Source organism: Paludibacterium yongneupense DSM 18731 (assembly GCF_000422925.1).
GTDB classification, from domain to species: Bacteria; Pseudomonadota; Gammaproteobacteria; order Burkholderiales; family Chromobacteriaceae; genus Paludibacterium; species Paludibacterium yongneupense.
On the sequence record NZ_AUGZ01000008.1, the window covers coordinates 167507 to 184561 of the forward strand.

The 17055-nt window shown below is 62.1% G+C and carries 15 protein-coding genes; 8 read left to right on the plus strand and 7 right to left on the minus strand.

All coding sequences use genetic code 11. The features are described 5' to 3' along the window. Positions 1–15: 15 nt before the first annotated feature. Together G520_RS0105240 and G520_RS0105245 are read right to left on the minus strand one after the other, a co-directional pair. Positions 16–498, minus strand: a complete 483-nt coding sequence (locus G520_RS0105240) for an RDD family protein (protein ID WP_028534729.1) — start codon at positions 496–498, stop codon at positions 16–18. 69 nt (positions 499–567) lie between these two features. Then, positions 568–1134 (minus strand): gamma carbonic anhydrase family protein, encoded by a 567-nt coding sequence (locus G520_RS0105245; RefSeq protein ID WP_028534730.1) that lies wholly within the window; start codon positions 1132–1134, stop codon positions 568–570. Positions 1135–1204: 70 nt separating this feature from the next. Between G520_RS0105245 and G520_RS0105250 the strand changes: the two genes are divergently transcribed. The 3 genes from G520_RS0105250 (at position 1205) to rquA (ending at position 5640) form a co-directional block, all read left to right on the plus strand. Next, a complete protein-coding gene (locus G520_RS0105250; protein ID WP_028534731.1) occupies positions 1205–3256 on the plus strand; it encodes a M3 family metallopeptidase in 2052 nt (683 codons plus the stop codon). An 800-nt stretch (positions 3257–4056) separates the two neighbouring features. Continuing rightward, entirely contained in the window at positions 4057–4845 is a 789-nt protein-coding gene (gene xth / locus G520_RS0105255; RefSeq protein WP_028534732.1) for an exodeoxyribonuclease III, read from the plus strand. Between the two features lie 72 nt (positions 4846–4917). After that, positions 4918–5640, plus strand: a complete 723-nt coding sequence (rquA, locus tag G520_RS0105260; protein ID WP_246542722.1) for a rhodoquinone biosynthesis methyltransferase RquA — start codon at positions 4918–4920, stop codon at positions 5638–5640. Between the two features lie 72 nt (positions 5641–5712). On the opposite strand, the gene ahpF is transcribed toward rquA, so the two are convergent. The 5 genes from ahpF to G520_RS21650 form a co-directional block, all read right to left on the minus strand. Further along, positions 5713–7269 carry an alkyl hydroperoxide reductase subunit F gene (ahpF, locus tag G520_RS0105265; RefSeq protein WP_028534734.1) on the minus strand — a complete coding sequence of 519 codons (1557 nt, stop codon included), beginning with the start codon at positions 7267–7269 and terminating at the stop codon, positions 5713–5715. A gap of 110 nt (positions 7270–7379) precedes the next feature. Then, positions 7380–7949, minus strand: coding sequence for an alkyl hydroperoxide reductase subunit C (gene ahpC, locus G520_RS0105270; RefSeq protein ID WP_156876883.1), 570 nt, complete (start codon positions 7947–7949; stop codon positions 7380–7382). A 195-nt stretch (positions 7950–8144) separates the two neighbouring features. Beyond that, the gene (locus tag G520_RS0105275; protein WP_028534736.1) at positions 8145–8921 is read right to left on the minus strand and encodes a ferredoxin--NADP reductase; all 777 of its coding nucleotides are present in this window, start codon (positions 8919–8921) and stop codon (positions 8145–8147) included. Positions 8922–9517: 596 nt separating this feature from the next. Next, a complete protein-coding gene (locus G520_RS0105280) occupies positions 9518–10549 on the minus strand; it encodes a glycosyltransferase family 4 protein (protein ID WP_028534737.1) in 1032 nt (343 codons plus the stop codon). Then, positions 10537–11364 (minus strand): UDP-2,3-diacylglucosamine diphosphatase, encoded by an 828-nt coding sequence (locus G520_RS21650; protein ID WP_084637488.1) that lies wholly within the window; start codon positions 11362–11364, stop codon positions 10537–10539. Before G520_RS21650 ends, G520_RS0105280 begins: the two co-directional genes overlap by 13 nt. Before the next feature lie 158 nt (positions 11365–11522). On the opposite strand from G520_RS21650, the gene G520_RS0105290 reads away from it, so the two are divergent. The 5 genes from G520_RS0105290 to G520_RS0105310 all read left to right on the plus strand — a co-directional run bounded on the left by G520_RS0105290 (position 11523) and on the right by G520_RS0105310 (position 17055). Then, positions 11523–12194, plus strand: coding sequence for a winged helix-turn-helix domain-containing protein (locus G520_RS0105290; RefSeq protein ID WP_028534738.1), 672 nt, complete (start codon positions 11523–11525; stop codon positions 12192–12194). Further along, positions 12191–13552 carry an ATP-binding protein gene (locus tag G520_RS0105295; RefSeq protein ID WP_028534739.1) on the plus strand — a complete coding sequence of 454 codons (1362 nt, stop codon included), beginning with the start codon at positions 12191–12193 and terminating at the stop codon, positions 13550–13552. Before G520_RS0105290 ends, G520_RS0105295 begins: the two co-directional genes overlap by 4 nt. Beyond that, positions 13549–14793: an ATP-binding protein gene (locus tag G520_RS0105300; RefSeq protein WP_028534740.1), complete on the plus strand. Its 1245-nt coding sequence runs from the start codon at positions 13549–13551 to the stop codon at positions 14791–14793. The genes G520_RS0105295 and G520_RS0105300 overlap by 4 nt, the downstream gene beginning before the upstream one ends. Further along, on the plus strand, positions 14790–15317 hold the full coding sequence (locus tag G520_RS0105305; RefSeq protein WP_028534741.1) for a response regulator transcription factor: 528 nt from the start codon (positions 14790–14792) through the stop codon (positions 15315–15317). Before G520_RS0105300 ends, G520_RS0105305 begins: the two co-directional genes overlap by 4 nt. A 103-nt stretch (positions 15318–15420) precedes the next feature. Then, positions 15421–17055, plus strand: coding sequence for a 3-(methylthio)propionyl-CoA ligase (locus G520_RS0105310; protein ID WP_246542723.1), 1635 nt, complete (start codon positions 15421–15423; stop codon positions 17053–17055).

Genomic DNA, 17055 nt, shown 5'->3' on the forward strand with positions numbered 1-17055 from the left:
TTGCGGACAATGGTTTCAACGCTTGCATCGCCGCACGACCACCGTGCGGGCAATCTTGTCGTGCCAGGCCTGCTTGCGCGGGTCCAACAGTACCCAGGCGTAACCGAGTCCGCAGGACAGCAGGGACAGCGTGCAGGCCAGCGAACGCAGGGTGGCCTGCGCCAGCCCCATGGCGCTGCCGCTGGCGGCGTCGACGACTTCGGCCCCGATCAGCATCTTGCCCGGCGTCGCGCGTTTCCAGCGCAGAAAGCCGACGATGGCGATCAAGGGGAGCAGCCAGCGCAGCAGCGCCTGTTCCAGCAGCGGGCGCTGTTCTTGCAGCAGGGCGAACAAAGGCGGGGCATCGGCTGCGAGGGCCTGGCGCAGCAGGTCCGGCAGCGAACCCTGGGGCAGCTTGAGGCTGGCGACCAGCGCCGCCAGAATCAGTGCAAATAGAACTTTGTCTACGCACCAGGCGGCGACCCGGGGCCAGAAGCCGACATAATCCGAGGCGTTCATGCGCTTCCCACGACTCTAAAAGCGCGATTATGCCAGCCATGACCAGGAAGGCAAGCCTGATGCCTGTTTTTAAAGCGAATTTTCGGCTTCGTCAGCGGCCAGCGACTGCTGGTGGTTGTCCGCCAGGCGCTGATAATGCAGGGCGGAGTACTCGAAAAAGGCCAGTTCGCGCTCGGTGAGCGCGCGCACCTGTTTCACCGGATTGCCGAGGTAGAGATAACCGGACTCGAGGCGCTTGCCGGGGGGCACCAGCGAACCCGCACCGATCAGCACGCGCGATCCGACGACGGCGCGGTCGAGTACGATGCTGCCTATGCCGACCAGAACCTCGTCCCCCAGGGTGCAGCCATGCAGTGTGACGTTATGGCCGATGGTCACATTGCGTCCGATGACGAGCGGCGCCCCCTCCGGGTCGTCGCTGCGCTTATGCGTCACATGCAGCATCGAGCCGTCTTGCACATTGCTGCCCTCGCCGATCTCGATGCGGTTGACGTCGCCGCGGATGATGGCACCCGGCCACACCGAAACCTTGCGTGCGAGGTGGACTTCGCCGATCACGGTCGCGCAGGGATCGATAAATCCGCCTTCTTCGATGACGGGGCGCTGCCCCAGGTAGGAGCGGATATTGCGTTTCATGTCGGATGTCCTCATCTACCGGATAATAACCGTCATGATACCGAACTCTCCAACCAGGGATGCTTACAGAATGAGTCAAAATCCGCTCCTCGATTTTTCCGGCTTGCCGCGCTTTGCCGACATCACTCCTGAACATGTGACCCCGGCCATCGATGCCCTGCTGGTCGAGGCGCGCGCAACGATAGCCGATTTGCAGGCCGATGCCGACGCGGGCAAGGTCGAATGGGACCGCTTCGTCGAACCCCTGGTCGATGTGAGCGAGCGTCTGGCGCGGGCCTGGGGAACCGTTGGCCATCTGAATGCGGTGATGAATACACCCGGCCTGCGCGAAGTCTACAACGCCAATATTCCGAAACTGTCCGAGTTCTGGACCGAGCTTGGACAGAATGTCGGGCTCTACGCCGGTTACAAGGCCTTGCGTGCCGCGCCGTCCTTTGACGCGCTCAGTCCCGCCCGGCGCACGGTGATCGAGCATCAGCTGCGCGATTTCCGTTTGTCCGGCGCGGAGTTGCCCGATGCGGAGAAGGCGCGACTGGGCGATGTCGAGTCGCGCCTGGCCGAATTATCGGCCCGTTTCGAACAGAATGTGCTCGATGCTACCGACGCGTTCGCCTTGTATCTGGATTCTGCCGATGCCCTGGCCGGTGTGCCGGAGGACGTACAGGCGATGCTGGCCGAGGCCGCGCGCGCGGAAGGGCGCGAAGGCTTCAAGCTGACGCTGCAGTTCCCCTGCTACTTGCCGGTGATGCAGTACGCCGATGACCGCGCGCTGCGCCAGAAGCTATACGATGCCTATGCGATGCGTGCCGCCGAGTTCGGGCCGGCCGAGCTCGACAACAGCCCGGTCATGCGCGAACGTCTGCAACTGGTGCGCGAGTCGGCCGGGCTGCTCGGCTTCTCCAACTTCGCTGAGCTGTCGCTGTATACCAAGATGGCGGAGAGTCCGGCACAGGTAACCGCCTTCCTGCGCGAGCTCGCGCACAAGGCCCGACCCTTTGCCATCAAGGATCGCTCCGAACTGGAGGCCTTCGCGCGCGACGAACTGGCGCTGCCCGAGTTGGCCGCATGGGATATCGCCTATGTATCGGAAAAGCTGCGGGTGGCGCGCTATGCCTTCTCCGACCAGGAGGTGAAGCAGTATTTTCCCGAGCCGCGCGTACTCGAAGGCCTGTTTGGTGTCGTCGGCACGCTGTACGGCGTTCAGATCCGCCCTGCCAGCGCCCCGGTATGGCACCCTGATGTCGTGTATTACGATCTGGTCAGCGCCGGCGAAGTCATTGGCGGTTTCTACCTCGACCTGTATGCCCGCGAGGGCAAACGCTCGGGAGCCTGGATGGACGACGCGCGCGGTCGGCGCAAGCGGCAGGGGCGGACGCAGACGCCTGTCGCCTATCTGACCTGCAATTTCAGTCGCCCCGTGGGCGACCGCCCGGCCTTGTTTACCCACGATGAGGTGATCACCCTGTTCCACGAGTTCGGCCATGGCCTGCACCACATGCTGACTCGGGTCGACGAGCTCGATGTCTCGGGCATCAATGGCGTCGAATGGGATGCGGTCGAGCTGCCCTCGCAGTTCATGGAGAATTTTTGCTGGGAGTGGCCGGTATTGTCGGGGCTTTCCGCGCACGTCGATAGCGGGGCGCCGCTGCCGCGCGAGCTGTTCGACAAGATGATCGCGGCACGCAATTTCCAGAACGGGATGATGACGGTACGCCAGATCGAGTTTTCCCTGTTCGACATGCTGTTGTACAGCGACTTCGACGCTGAAGGCGGCGACTGGATGGCCTTGCTGGCCCAGGTGCGCAGCGAGGTGGCTGTCAATATTCCACCCGCCTATAACCGTTTTCCGAACAGCTTCAGCCATATTTTCGCCGGAGGCTATGCGGCCGGTTATTACAGCTACAAATGGGCGGAAGTGCTGTCGGCCGATGCCTACGCCGCGTTCGAGGAAGCCGGCGGCGCCAATGCCGAGACCGGGCGCCGCTTCTGGGACGAGGTCCTCGCTGTCGGCGGTTCGCGACCGGCGCTGGAGTCGTTCCGCGCCTTCCGCGGGCGTGATCCTTCCATCGACGCGCTGCTGCGCCATGGCGGGATGGTGGAAAATTCGACAGCGGCGGCTTGAGGCGGGAACTAAGCGCACCCGGCGTTCGTCTCAAAAGGGTTAGTGCTTCTCCGAGTGCAGCAGCGAGCAGACGCCGTCATGCCCTGTCGGATGATTTCGTCTTTCAGCCCCCGCCATCGCGGGGGCATTTTTTTGCCCAGGCGAAGCCTGTTCCTGCGCCGGCGGGAATCGGATGACAGCGCGCAGTCCGTTCATGGCGGCCAACGATGACAGCGGTGGCGTCGATCGTGTTTTCGCACCTGCGGCGTCGGGGCCGTCATGAGACCTGGGAGAGCGGTTTTCGGGACGACGGGCGTGCCCGCGTCCATCCCATGGCGGTTATCGTTTCTGGAGCGGCGGCAGGGGGACGGTGGTGGAATCGCGATGCCGGTTGGCGGACGGGGTCGGCATGGAAAATGTGGGTTGCATCGGAAGCAGGGTCGAACGGCGTGCAATGGCGGGGTGGTCGGACGGTGATCGGGGTTTGGAGTTCGCAGTCATGATCGTACTCGGGTGAAGAAGACACTTCGATTCTAGGGAGCGAGCGTTGTGGCTGACAAACAGTTTCTGCCATTGTTTCCGAAATCTTTGCGGCGAGCACTCGGGGGGCGCTTCGATGGCTTGGCGAGGTCGTTTTTATAAGTTGTTGAATATAAATGATTATTTGTGATGTAGTATTGACTTTGCGCAAGGCGCTCAGGCTGTTGCTTATTTGGCCCCTCCCTCGGCGGCGGGCTTGAGGTATGCTCTAGCCGAGCTACCGGCACCGATTGCCACGCATTGGAGCGTATTTTGCTTACTCTTTTTTTTATCGGAATACCATGAAACTCGCCACCTGGAATGTTAATTCGCTCAAGGTCCGACTGCCGCAGGTCGTGCAGTGGCTGACCGATAATCCGGTCGACGTGTTGTGTCTGCAGGAACTCAAGCTCGACCAGCCCGCCTTTCCCGTCGCCGAGATCGAGGCCGCCGGGTATCAGTCGTTCTGGTATGGACAGAAGACGTATAACGGTGTGGCCCTGCTGGTCAGGGCCGGCGCACGGGTCGAACAGGTCGAATGCGGCATTCCGGGTTATGACGACGAACAACGGCGCGTGATCGCCGCGACGGTCGACGGGGTGCGCATCGTGTGCGCGTATTTTGTGAACGGCGAGGCAGTCGATTCACCTAAGTACTTGTATAAATTGAAATGGTTGTCGATGATGCAAGAGTATGTCTCCAGCCAGTTGCTGCGTTACCCCGCTTTCGCCCTGCTCGGCGATTTCAATATCGCCCCCGACGATCGCGATGTATACGACCCGCTTGCCTGGAAAGACAAGGTGTTGTGTTCCGAGCCCGAGCGTGCGGCGTTCACGCGCCTGCTGGCGCTGGGGTTGAGCGATGCATTCCGCTTGTTCGAGGCCGAGGGAGGGCAGTATAGCTGGTGGGATTACCGTGCCGCGATGTTCCGCCGCGGCCTCGGCGTGCGCATCGATCATATTTTGCTGAGTGCCGCTCTGCGGCGGCGTGCGGTGGAGTGCACGATAGACAAGACGCCGCGCGGTTGGGAGCGTCCATCGGATCACGCCCCGGTACGGGTGGTGCTCGGCCCCGACAACGAGGTCGCCTGACGGCGCCTCCATCTTTTGGTCCAGCGCAAAGCTGTCTCGGTGCGAGGCTGCTAGGCTGGCAGGAATCTTTTTATGAGGGCCCGGCTAGCGATGACGAAGAATCCACCTGATGTGACGCGGCAGTTCTATTACGAAGATGTTCCGGGTTATATGACAGAGGTGTATGACTGGGCGTATGTCGACCCCAGGAACGCCCGTCTGCTCGACCGCAATCTGGTGGTGCGCATTCTGCTGTTTTTCAACGATCAGCGTATGATGCGTGCCTATCTGGAACAGATCGAACCCGGGATGAAAGTGTGGCAGGTCGCCCATGTTTACGGCGATCTGGTGTCACGCGTCGCCGCCAAGGTGGGTTCGGCCGGTCGCTTCGACCTGACCGATGTCACTCCGGTCCAGATCGAGCATGCCAATCACAAACTCGCCTCCTTCCCGCAAGCGCAGGTGATACGCAGCGATGCGGCGATGCATCGCGGCGATTGCCGCTACGACCTGATCTGCAGTTTTTTCCTGCTGCATGAGGTACCGGACAGCGAGAAGCGGGCGATCGTCGACAATATGCTCGACCAGGTTCCGGAGGAGGGGACGGCTTTTTTTGTCGACTATCACGGTCCTGCCGCCTGGCAGCCGATAGGCTGGCTGTTGCGCTGGGTCAACCGTTGGCTGGAACCGTTCGCCGAAGCGCTGTGGAAGCATGATATCCGCGAGTATGCCGCACGCGCCGACGATTTTGTCTGGACCAAGCGCACGATTTTTGGCGGGGTCTACCAGCTGGTGACGGTCAAACGCAAGAAATGAAGCTGGCGGGCCCGCCATCGCGCGTGCCCGCCCGCCTTCGGTCGCGTCCGAAGGCGGGCGCTGGTCTGACGTTCACTGCCCGGAGCGGATCAGATAGTCGAAGGCTCCCAGGCTGGCCTTGGCCCCTTCTCCCATGGCGATGATGATCTGCTTATAGGGCACTGTGGTGGCGTCGCCGGCGGCGAACACTCCTTCGGCCGACGTCTGTCCCCTGGCATCGACTTCGATTTCGCCACGCTCGCTCAGATCGATGCTGCCTTTGAGCCAGTCGGTGTTGGGCAACAGACCGATCTGCACGAAGATGCCTTCCAGTTCCAGCGTCCGCGTCTGTTCTTGTCCGAGGTCGCGGTAGACCAGTCCATTGACTTTGGAGCCATCGCCCAGCACTTCGGTGGTTTGAGCCTGGGTAATCACGGTGACATTGTCCAGGCTGCGCAACTTGCGTTGCAATACGGCGTCGGCACGCAGCTGGGCACCGAATTCCAGCAGGGTCACATGGGCTACGATGCCGGCCAGATCGATGGCCGCTTCGACACCCGAGTTGCCGCCGCCGACGACGGCAACGCGTTTGCCCTTGAACAGGGGGCCATCGCAGTGCGGGCAGTAGGCGACGCCCTTGCCGCGGTAGCGTTGCTCGCCCGGAACCTCCATCTCGCGCCAGCGCGCACCGGTGGCGATGATCACCGCACGGCTCTTGAGGACGGCGCCGCTCTCCAGTCTGACTTCGGCCAACTTGCCGGGGCCGCCTGCTTGCAAGCCCGCCGCGCGCTGCAGATTGATGATGTCAACGTCGTATGCTTTGACATGTTGTTCGAGTGCCATGGCCAACTTGGGGCCTTCCGTCTCCGGTACCGAGATGAAGTTTTCGATCGCCAGCGTATCCAGGACCTGGCCGCCGAAACGATCCGCGACCACACCGGTGCGTATGCCTTTGCGTGCGGCATAAATCGCCGCCGATGCGCCGGCCGCGCCGCCGCCGATGATCAGAACGTCGAAGGGGGCTTTCTCGGCAATCCTGTCCGCCGCATGGGCGGCGGCGCCGCTGTCGACCTTTGCGAGAATTTCTTCCACGCTCATCCGGCCCTGGCCGAAGGGTTCGCCATTCAGGAAAACCGCCGGCACTCCCATGATCTGGCGCGCAGCGACTTCGTCCTGGAACATCCCGCCATCTATCATGACGCTGCTGAAGCCGGGATTGAGCACCGACATCAGATTCAAGGCCTGGACGACTTCAGGGCAATTATGGCAAGTCAGCGAAACGAAGATCTCGAAACGGAAGGTTCCCGGTAATTGGCGGATCCGCTCCTGCGTTTCCGCTTCCAGTTTGGGGGGGTGGCCGCCGGTCTGAAGCAGGGCGAGGACCAGCGAGCTGAATTCGTGCCCGAGCGGAATGCCGGCAAATTCGATGCGCCCGGCTTCGCCCGGACGCCCGAGCGCAAACGAAGGACGCCGCTGCGCCTGGCCGTCGGTGCGCACGGTCACCTTGTCGGACAGGGCCGCGATGTCTTGCAATAAGGCGTACATTTCACCGGCCTTGGCGCTGTCGTCCAGGCTGGCGACCAGTTCAACCGGGCGGACAAGTTTGTCCAGATACGTCTTGAGCTGGGTTTTGATGGCGGTGTCGAGCATGGTATCTCCGTATGTCGATGGCACTGGCAAAGCGTTTGACCGTGGCTAAACGTCTTGCCGCTGCGGTCGCAGCAGCAGGCTGGCGGAGGCTCCGCCAGCCTGCGAGCTCTTTAGATCTTGCCTACCAGATCCAGCGAAGGCGCCAGGGTGGCTTCGCCTTCTTTCCATTTGGCCGGGCAGACTTCGCCCGGGTGGCTGGCGACGTATTGAGCCGCTTTTACCTTGCGCAGCAGTTCGGAAGCGTCGCGGCCGATGCCACCTGCGTTGATTTCCACGATCTGGATCTTGCCAGCCGGATCGATGACAAAGGTGCCGCGTTCGGCCAGGCCGGCTTCTTCGATCATGACGCCGAAGTTGCGGCTGATCGCGCCGGTCGGATCGCCAATCATCGGGTAGCTGATCTTGCCTATCGTTTCGGAGCTGTCATGCCAGGCTTTGTGAGTGAAATGGGTGTCGGTCGATACCGAGTAGATTTCCACGCCGCGTTGCTTGAATTCGGCGTAATTGTCGGCCAGGTCGCCAAGTTCGGTCGGGCAGACGAAAGTGAAATCGGCCGGGTAGAAGAACACGACCGACCACTTGCCTTTCAGGTCGGCGTCGGTGACATCGATGAATTTGCCGTTATGGAAGGCGCTGGCCTTGAAGGGTTTGATTTCGGTGTTGATCAGCGAAGTGGTCATTGTCATCTCCTGGTTGAATGAGGCATCGGTTGGCGTTCGCCATCTGATGTGCCCATCTTAGTGAGATGCTGTAGATAGATCCACTTGATTGTATTTATGTTTTAAATAGCCACGTGCTATCAGCGCGTTTCCCCGGCGGTGCGGGGCAAAAAAAAACCGCGCCGGACGGGCGCGGTTTTTCCGGAACGCAGGGGGTTATTTCTCCACGAAGGCGCGCTCGATGGCGTAGTCGCCCGGGTCGCCCATGCGCGGGGACTCCTTGAAGCCCATATCGTCCAGCATGACGCACATATCGTCCAGCATGGCCGGGCCGCCGCAGATCAGAACGCGATCATTGGCCGGATCCATCTGCGGCAGGCCGATGTCGGCGCACAATTTGCCGCTCTTGATCAGGTCGGTCAGACGCCCCTGATGGCGGTAGGGTTCGCGCGTGACCGTCGGATAATAGATCAGCTTCTCGCGCACCACGTCGCCGAAGAATTCGTTCTGCGGCAGCTGATTCGAGATGTAGTCTTCGTAGGCCAGTTCGCTGACCCAGCGCACGCCGTGGACCAGTACGATCTTTTCGTAGCGTTCGTAGACTTCCGGGTCCTTGATGATGCTCATGAACGGCGCGAGCCCGGTTCCGGTCGAGAGCAAGTAGAGGTGCTTGCCCGGCAGCAGGTTATCCTGCACCAGGGTGCCGGTAGGCTTGCCGCTGACGATGATGTTGTCGCCGACCTTCAGGTGTTGCAGGCGGGATGTCAGCGGGCCGTCCTGAACTTTGATACTGAGGAATTCGAGGTTCTCTTCCCAGTTGGCGCTGACGATGCTGTACGCCCGGATCAGCGGCCGACCGTTGACTTCGAGGCCGATCATCACGAATTGTCCGTTGATGAAACGCAGGCCCGGATCGCGGGTGGTGGTGAAACTGAACAGTGTATCGTTCCAGTGATGAACGCTGAGCACGCGTTCAGTCGATAAAGTTGCCATATGCCTGAATAGTGTAAGACAAGGAAAGGAATCCATTTTACCTTGGAAAAGGCGATTCCGCTTGGACAGATGTGATCTAAGTACATCGCAGGCAGTCATAACCGGGCTCGGGTGTCGGGCGCTAAGGCTTTGAATATGCAATTGCATTGCCTGGAGCCAGGCGATGAAAAGGGCGGCCGGTGCGGCCGCCCTGTTTACAGAAGACAAGAACTGACGGTTCGGAAACCGGCGCGCAGCTTGCGTTGCCGGCACTATGCGACTTGAACTTTAAAGAGCGAGGCTGTCGTTGTCAGGCAGCGGCAATGAACCCAGTTTGCCCTGGAAAACTGCAGTGCAGTTACTCAGCGGCGTGCCCGCCCGGGGCTGCTGTCGGTATCAAACCGACCCGGTTTGTCCTGCTGTAATGTCGTTTTCGTGTCATATGTGACGGCTTCGGCGGCACTGGCCTGCATCTTAAGCGATGCTCCAAGTGAGACCCCGCAATCAGCGAGTGGTCCGAACACAAAGGGAATCGCCATTGCTGCCGATAAGTTGCCGATTCTTCATGCCTGGCCTCCCTGTTGTCCGATACTTCACTATAGGCCAGAAGCGCGGGCTTACAAGTTTTCTTGCAGCACGGTGCGCAGCACCGGATTCGGGCATAAATGCCGCTCGAACTGGCGAGCCGCCGCTGCCCAGGAAAAGCCTTCCGCCACGCGCCGCACCTGATCGCGGTCAAGCTCCAGCGCCTGCAGGCAGGCGCGGCGCAGATCGGTATCCAGCACGCCGCCGCCGCTGGTGCCGACGACGTCGAGCGGACCAGGGACGGGAAATGCAGCGACAGGGGTACCGCAGGCCATGGCCTCGAGCAGGACCAGGCCGAAGGTGTCGGTCAGGCTGGGGAAGACGAATACATCGCCGGCGCGATAGAAGCGCGCGAGTTCGGCTTGCGGGAAAACGCCAGCAAAATGGACGTCCGGATACTGGCGCATCAGACGCGGCAGCAGCGGCCCGTCGCCGATGACCCACTTGCTGCCCGGCAAGTCGAGTTTCAGGAAGGCTTCGATGTTCTTCTCCACCGCCACCCGTCCTATGTAGATGAAGCGAGGCGCCATCGATTCGTCCAGCCGCTCGCGCGGACCGGGTGAGAACAGCGTGGTGTCGACCCCGCGGCTCCACAGCACGACATTGTCGAATCCGCGCGCTTGCAAGGCTTCGGCGATGGAAGGCGTGGGGACCATCACCGCGCTGGAGGCATTATGGAAGCGTCTCATCCAGGCGTAGCTGATCGACAGCGGCAGTCGCAGCCGCGCGTGAATATATTCCGGAAAGCGCGTGTGATAGGCGCTGGTAAAAGACAGCTTTTCGCGCAGGCAGACACGGCGCGCGGCCATGCCCAGCGGGCCCTCGGTGGCGATATGTATCGCTTCCGGCGCGAATTCCCGTATCAGGCGGGCGACGCGGCGAAAGGGAAACAGCGACAGGCGGATATCGGGGTAGGTCGGGCAGGGCAGTGTCTTGAACAGCAAGGGCGTGATCATTTCAACCACATGGCCGAGGCGGGTCAGTTCGAGCGAGGTTTCGGTCAGGGTTCGTACCACGCCGTTGACCTGCGGGCGCCAGGCGTCGGTGACGATCAGGATACGCATGCTTGCTCCTTCGAGAGCGCTGGCTCGGGCTCGGCGCGAGCGACGGGTACCGCTCCCGGCTGCGTCCAGTAGATGATGGAAAGTCGGCCCTCGGCATCCTCGACCAGGGCGGACAGACTTTCCACCCAGTCGCCGCAGTTGCCGTAGATCACGCCGTCGAACTGCGTGACCTCTGCCTTGTGGATATGTCCGCAGACGACACCGTCGAAGTTGCGACGCCTGGCCTCGCCGGCAACCAGGCGTTCAAAGTCGCTGATGAAGTTGACGGCATTTTTGACCTTGTGCTTGAGGTACTGCGACAGCGACCAGTAGGGCAGGCCCAGCTTCATCCTCACCCAGTTGAAATGACGGTTGAGATACAGAATGAATGTGTACAGGGTGTCGCCAACGTAGGCGAGCCACTTCGCGTACTGAATGACGCCGTCGAATTCATCGCCGTGGATGACCAGCAGGCGTTTGCCGTCGGCCGTGACGTGCTCGGCTTCGAGGCGGATGGCGATGCCGCCGAAGTCCAGGCCGCAATACGGGCGTGCCGCTTCGTCGTGATTGCCGGGTATATAAACGACGCGCGTCCCCTTGCGTGCCTTGCGCAACACCTTCTGCAGGACATCGTTGTGGCTTTGCTTCCAGTACCAGGATTTTTTGAGTTGCCAGCCGTCGACGATATCGCCGACCAGGTAGAGGTATTCCGATTCGTGCAGGCGCAGAAAATCGAGCAGATGCTCGGCCCGGCAACCGGAGGTGCCGAGATGGACATCGGAGATCCAGATGGCGCGCAGGCGCCGCGCTGCATTGTCGGGTTCCTCGGCTTGCATCGTCACTCCCTGTGCCAGTTTGGGCTTTCCCCATGGTGACGGTTGATAATGACATTTACGTGTGGTTAAGGTGAAACCGATATGAAATATCCCCGCCGAGGTGGCGCACGATGGCGCAAGAAAGGTTAAAGTGGCGGGCACTAATGTGGATGGCGTCTATGAGAGTATTGCTGCTGGAAGATGATGCCCTGATCGGTGATGGCCTGGTCGCCGGCCTCGGTCACCACGGCTTCGTCGTCGACTGGTTTCGTGACGGCGCGGAAGGCTGCGCGGCCCTGGGAGAGTTAGGCCGGGCACCGTACGAAGTGGCGGTGCTCGATCTGAGTCTGCCGGGGATGGACGGTTTGTCCGTTCTGGCCGCCTGGCGGCGGCAAGGCTGGGATACGCCGGTGCTGATCCTTACCGCGCGCGATAGCGTGGGCGACAGGGTCGACGGCCTGGACCGGGGGGCGGACGACTATCTGGTCAAACCCTTTGCACTGGTCGAGCTGGTCGCGCGGCTGCGGGCCTTGCAACGGCGGCGCCAGGTGACGACGGTGACGCGGCTCGAACATGATGGACTGGTGCTCGATCCGCGCGCGCGCCAGGCTTGGCGCAACGATGTCCCGATGGAGCTGACTGCGCGCGAACTGGCCTTGCTGGAACTGTTGCTGCGCAACAAGGGGCGGCCCTTGTCGCGCCGTCAGATCGAAGACAGTCTCTATGGATGGGGGCAGGAGCTGGACAGCAATGCCGTCGAGGTCCATATCCATCATCTGCGCAAAAAACTGGGCAATGCCTTTATTCGCACCGTGCGCGGCATCGGCTATTCACTGGGGGAGGCCAGGTGAAGGTGCATAGTATCGAACGGCGCATCATGCTGGTGGTGCTGGTGATCATTCCGCTGCTGTGGCTGGTGTCGGTCGCCGCCGCCTGGCATCTGGCCCGGCGCCAGGTTGACGAAGTCTACGACACCCAACTGACGCTGATGGCGCGGCAACTGCTGCGCACCGGATTGGCCGCTCCGGCCGGCCCCTATCTGGACCTGCCTGCGACATCGCGCCTGATAGGCGACGGCGATGAAGGGCGCGACGACGGCACCGAATTCGGTCTGGCCCTGTGGGATGCCTCCGGGCGTGCCCTGCTGGTCGATGGCAATGGCGCCGCCTTTGTCCACGGACCGCGGCCGCGCGGGTTTCAGCGCATTGCCCTGGCCAATGGCGAACACTGGCGCGTGTTTTTTCTGCCTGCACTTGACGGGCGGCGTCTGGCAGCTGTCGGGCAGAGCGAGAGCGAACGGCGCGAACTGGTCTGGAATATGGTGAGCGCACAACTGTTGCTATGGCTGCTGCCGCTACCGTTGCTATTGCTGACGCTGCGCTTTGGCGTGCGTGGCGCGCTGGCGCCCTTGCGCCGCATCGCGGCGGGCCTCGCGCAGCGCCGGCCCGACGATGCGACCCCGATCGACGTCGAGGCTCCACTCGAAGTGCGCCCGCTGATCGTGGCGTTGAACGCCTTGTTTCCGCGGGTTGCGGAGACGCTTGAGCGCGAGCGCCGCTTTACCGCCGATGCCGCACATGAGCTGAGAACGCCGCTGGCCGCGCTGCAGGTGCAGGCTGAAGTCGCTCAGTTGAGCAGCGGCGAGAGGCGGGATCACGCGCATGGCATGTTGCTGCAAGGCATCGGCCGTGCGACCCGCCTGGTCGAGCAATTGCTTTCCTTGTCGCGGCTGGATCCGATGTCGCTGCCCGTCACGGCCGGGCGGGTCGACTGGCAAAGGGTGGTGGGGCGGGCTTTGGGCGAGGTGGAAACGCTGGCCCTGGAGCGTCGCGTACGCCTGGAGTGCATGTGGCGGGTCGATGCAGACCGGGTGCTGCCGCTGACGGGGGACGAAGCTCTGCTGGTCCTGATGCTGCGAAATCTGCTCGACAACGCGTTGCGCTATGGCGCCGCCGACAGCGTCGTCACGCTGATTCTCGAACGCGCGCATATCGATATTCTCGACCAGGGGCCCGGCATCGATCCGGCCTGGATCGGTCGCGTCGGCGAACGGTTCGTGCGCCCGCCCGGCCAGAGCGAGCCCGGCAGCGGGCTCGGCCTGTCCATTGTCATGAGGATCGCGGCTTTGCACGGCCTGTGCCTGAGCCTTGGCAATCATCCCGCCGCCGGCTTGTGCGCGCGCCTGGAACACATGGAGGGGGGAGCATGAATCCCGCGCTGGCTTCCGATTTGCCGCGCGCGCTGGCACGGGTGCGGAGTCTGCGCTCGGGCATGCTGCTGGTGGCCTTATGTGCGTTGGCGGTCTGTGCCGCCGCGGGAGTGGAGCTCGCATGGTTGCCGCTCATACAGGCCTGGACGGTGCTGGCGGTGCTCAATCTGCTCCTGTCCCGCCTCTCCCGGCGCGGTGTGTCGCCTGGCGGCTTGCTGGCGGCAAGCCTGTGCGCCGATGTACTGACGCTGGCCGAGATGCTTGCGTACAGTGGTGGCGCGGCCAATCCGCTGGCCTCGCTGTTTCTGCCGCCGGTGCTGCTTGCCTCGCTGCTATGTCCGGCCGCCTTCGCCTGGAGTCTGTGCCTCGCGACGCTGGCTTTGTACGCGCTGCTGTTCGGCTGGCATCTGCCCTGGCCCTTGATGGGGCGCGATATTGTCTCGGGGGCCTCTTTTCATCTGATCGGAATGTGGCTGACCTTCGCGGTCTCGGCCTTGCTGCTGACGGCCTTCATCACCCGTCTGTCGCGACAGCTGGCCCGCAGCGAAGCCGAGCAGCGCGAAGCGCGGGCGGCCTCGCTGCGCGATGAAGCCTGGCTGACGATCGGTCTGCAAGCGGCTAGCGCCGCACATTCGCTGTCCACGCCGCTCAATACCCTGACCCTGCTGGTCGACGACTGGTTGCGGCAGAACGCCGTCGTGCCAGGCTTGAACGAGGACCTGGCGCTGATGCGGCGTCAGCTCGAGCTGTGCCGTGAAGCCCTGCTGCGCTTGCGGCAGGGGGCCGAGCGAGACGAAGCGCCGGTCGCGGTCATCGATGTGCTGAACCAGCGTCTGCTCGCCTGGTCGTCACTGCATCCGAAGCGGCGTCTCGTCTCGGCCTCGCCGCAGGAAGACAGGCATGTGGCGCGTCTTCCTGCGGCGTTCTGGCCGGCTTTGTACAATTTATTGAATAATGCGGCCGAAGCCGGCGATGGCATGGTCGACGTCGCCATCGCTTGGCAGGGCGATGCCTTGCAGATCGACATCGTCAATCACGAGGGAAAGTTGAGCGACGCGCAGTGCTTGCGTGCGGGGCAGCTTCCCCTTTCTTCCGACAAGGCGGCTGGCATGGGCATCGGCCTCATGCTCGCCCAGGCTGCACTGACGCGTCTGGGGGGCACCCTCGAGCTCGGCAACCGGATCGAGGGCGGGGTCTGTGCCCGCCTGCTGTTGTCTCTTGAACACGAGGAGCCACGATGAGTCCGGACTTTCTCATTGTCGACGACGACGAGACTTTCGCCGCCGTTCTTGCGCGCACGCTATCCCGGCGCGGTTATTCCGTACGTACGGCCGCTTCGGGCGAGGCGGCGCTGGACGCACTGGATACGGCGCCCGCGCGCATCGTGCTTGACCTCAACCTGGGGGGCGACAGCGGATTGCGTCTGCTGCCACGACTGCGCGAGCGCAGCCCCCAGAGTGCGATCGTGGTGCTGACCGGCTTTGCCAGCATCGCGACGGCGGTCGAGGCGACCAAGCTAGGCGCGGTGCAGTATCTGGCGAAGCCGGTTGGCGTCGAAGAGTTGCTGCAGGCGTATTCCCGCATCGATGCCGACCCCGGGCTTCCGCTGGCGCCACAGCCCATGTCCTTGCGGCGCGTGACCTGGGAGCATCTGCAGCGGATTCTGGCCGAGCATGGCGGCAATGTATCGGCGACGGCGCGCGCTCTCAATATGCACCGCCGCACGCTGCAGCGTATGCTGGCCAAGCATCCCGTACGTGGTTAGCTGTCGTCGCTAAGGTATTGAAATAGCTCTTAATTGTCTTGAGCATTTATTCCATTATCATTTATTCTTGCCTCTGGGCAGTACATAAAACCAGAGGAGAGACATGATGCGTGGACAGATGATGGAGCAACCGTTGCTGATTTCCAGCTTGATCCGGCATGCCGAGGCGTATCACGGCGATACCGCGATCGTGTCGCGTGCACTGGAAGGCGGCATTCATCGATATACCTGGGGCGAGGCGGCCGTACGCGCCCGCCAGCTGGCGAACGCTCTGCTTGGACTCGGGGTCGGCCCCGGAGACCGCGTCGGCACGCTGGCCTGGAACGGTTATCGCCACCTCGAGGCCTACTACGCCATCTCCGGGGTGGAGGCCGTTTGCCATACGATCAATCCGCGCCTGTTTGCGGAACAGATCGTCTACATCATCAACCACGCCGAAGATCGCGTGCTGATGTTCGATCTGACATTTTTGCCTCTGATCGCGCAGATTCGTCCGCAGCTGACAACGGTACGCCACTTCGTGCTGATGAGCGATCGCGAGCACCTGCCGCGTCCGGTATCGAACGACGAAGTGCTGTGTTACGAGGATCTGGTCGCAAGTCACAGCGACAGCTTCGAATGGCCGGCGTTCGACGAGGATACCGCTGCCGGGCTCTGCTATACCTCGGGTACGACCGGCAGCCCGAAGGGGGTCCTGTATTCCCACCGCTCGACCGTGCTGCACGCTCTGGCCAGTTCGCTGCCGGATAGCCTGCATGTGTCGGCGGAGAGCTGCATCATGCCGGTTGTTCCCATGTTTCACGTCAACGGCTGGGGGCTGCCTTACAGTTGCGCAATGAACGGAGCCAAGCTGGTTCTTCCCGGCGCCAAGATGGATGCCGTCAATTTGTTCGAGTTGATAGAAAGCGAAGAGGTGACGATGGCGGCCGGCGTGCCGACCATCTGGCTGATGCTGCTTCAGCATTGCGAGCAGAATCACTTGCGCATCCGCTCGCTCAAGCGGGTCATTGTCGGTGGCGCGGCTGCGCCGGAGTCCATGATCGAGCAATTGGCGGAACATGGGGTCGAACTGCGCCAGCTATGGGGTATGACCGAGTTGTCGCCGTGCGGGACGACCAGTACGCCGAAGTTCCATCACCGCGATCTCGATCGAGAAGCGATGTGCCGGCTGCACATGCGGCAGGGACGTCCCATCTATGGTGTCGATATCCGCATCGTCGACGATGGGGGGCTGCCTTTGCCGCATGATGGAAAGGCCTTCGGCAATTTACAGGTGCGGGGTCCGTGGGTTCTCGCACAGTACTTTCGCCAGGAGGCGGCTTCACCCGCGCATACCGCCGATGGGTGGTTCAATACCGGCGACGTGTCCACTATCGACCCTGACGGCTATATGAAGATTACCGACCGGACCAAGGATGTGATCAAGTCGGGGGGAGAATGGATCAGTTCCATCGATCTGGAAAACATCATGGTCGGTCACCCTGCGGTGGCAGAGGCCGCCGCCATCGGCATCGAGCACCCGAAATGGGACGAGCGTCCGCTGATGGTGGTCGTTCTCAAGCCCGGTGCGGCGGCGGCGCGCGAGGAGCTGCTCGCCTTCTTTGGCGGAAAGATTGCCAAATGGTGGACGCCCGATGACGTGGTCATCGTCAACGAGCTGCCGCATACTGCGACCGGGAAATTGCAGAAAATGCGTCTGCGCGAGATGTTTCGCGACTATCGCTGGCCGCAGGCTTGA

Excerpts from the sequence above, each read along its gene's own strand:
- G520_RS0105240 (WP_028534729.1), bottom strand. The coding sequence starts at position 498 with ATGAACGCCTCGGATTATGTCGGCTTCTGGCCCCGGGTCGCCGCCTGG.
- G520_RS0105245 (WP_028534730.1), bottom strand. The coding sequence starts at position 1,134 with ATGAAACGCAATATCCGCTCCTACCTGGGGCAGCGCCCCGTCATCGAA.
- G520_RS0105250 (WP_028534731.1), top strand. The coding sequence starts at position 1,205 with ATGAGTCAAAATCCGCTCCTCGATTTTTCCGGCTTGCCGCGCTTTGCC.
- xth (WP_028534732.1), top strand. The coding sequence starts at position 4,057 with ATGAAACTCGCCACCTGGAATGTTAATTCGCTCAAGGTCCGACTGCCG.
- rquA (WP_246542722.1), top strand. The coding sequence starts at position 4,918 with ATGAGGGCCCGGCTAGCGATGACGAAGAATCCACCTGATGTGACGCGG.
- ahpF (WP_028534734.1), bottom strand. The coding sequence starts at position 7,269 with ATGCTCGACACCGCCATCAAAACCCAGCTCAAGACGTATCTGGACAAA.
- ahpC (WP_156876883.1), bottom strand. The coding sequence starts at position 7,949 with ATGACCACTTCGCTGATCAACACCGAAATCAAACCCTTCAAGGCCAGC.
- G520_RS0105275 (WP_028534736.1), bottom strand. The coding sequence starts at position 8,921 with ATGGCAACTTTATCGACTGAACGCGTGCTCAGCGTTCATCACTGGAAC.
- G520_RS0105280 (WP_028534737.1), bottom strand. The coding sequence starts at position 10,549 with ATGCGTATCCTGATCGTCACCGACGCCTGGCGCCCGCAGGTCAACGGC.
- G520_RS21650 (WP_084637488.1), bottom strand. The coding sequence starts at position 11,364 with ATGCAAGCCGAGGAACCCGACAATGCAGCGCGGCGCCTGCGCGCCATC.
- G520_RS0105290 (WP_028534738.1), top strand. The coding sequence starts at position 11,523 with ATGAGAGTATTGCTGCTGGAAGATGATGCCCTGATCGGTGATGGCCTG.
- G520_RS0105300 (WP_028534740.1), top strand. The coding sequence starts at position 13,549 with ATGAATCCCGCGCTGGCTTCCGATTTGCCGCGCGCGCTGGCACGGGTG.
- G520_RS0105305 (WP_028534741.1), top strand. The coding sequence starts at position 14,790 with ATGAGTCCGGACTTTCTCATTGTCGACGACGACGAGACTTTCGCCGCC.
- G520_RS0105310 (WP_246542723.1), top strand. The coding sequence starts at position 15,421 with ATGATGCGTGGACAGATGATGGAGCAACCGTTGCTGATTTCCAGCTTG.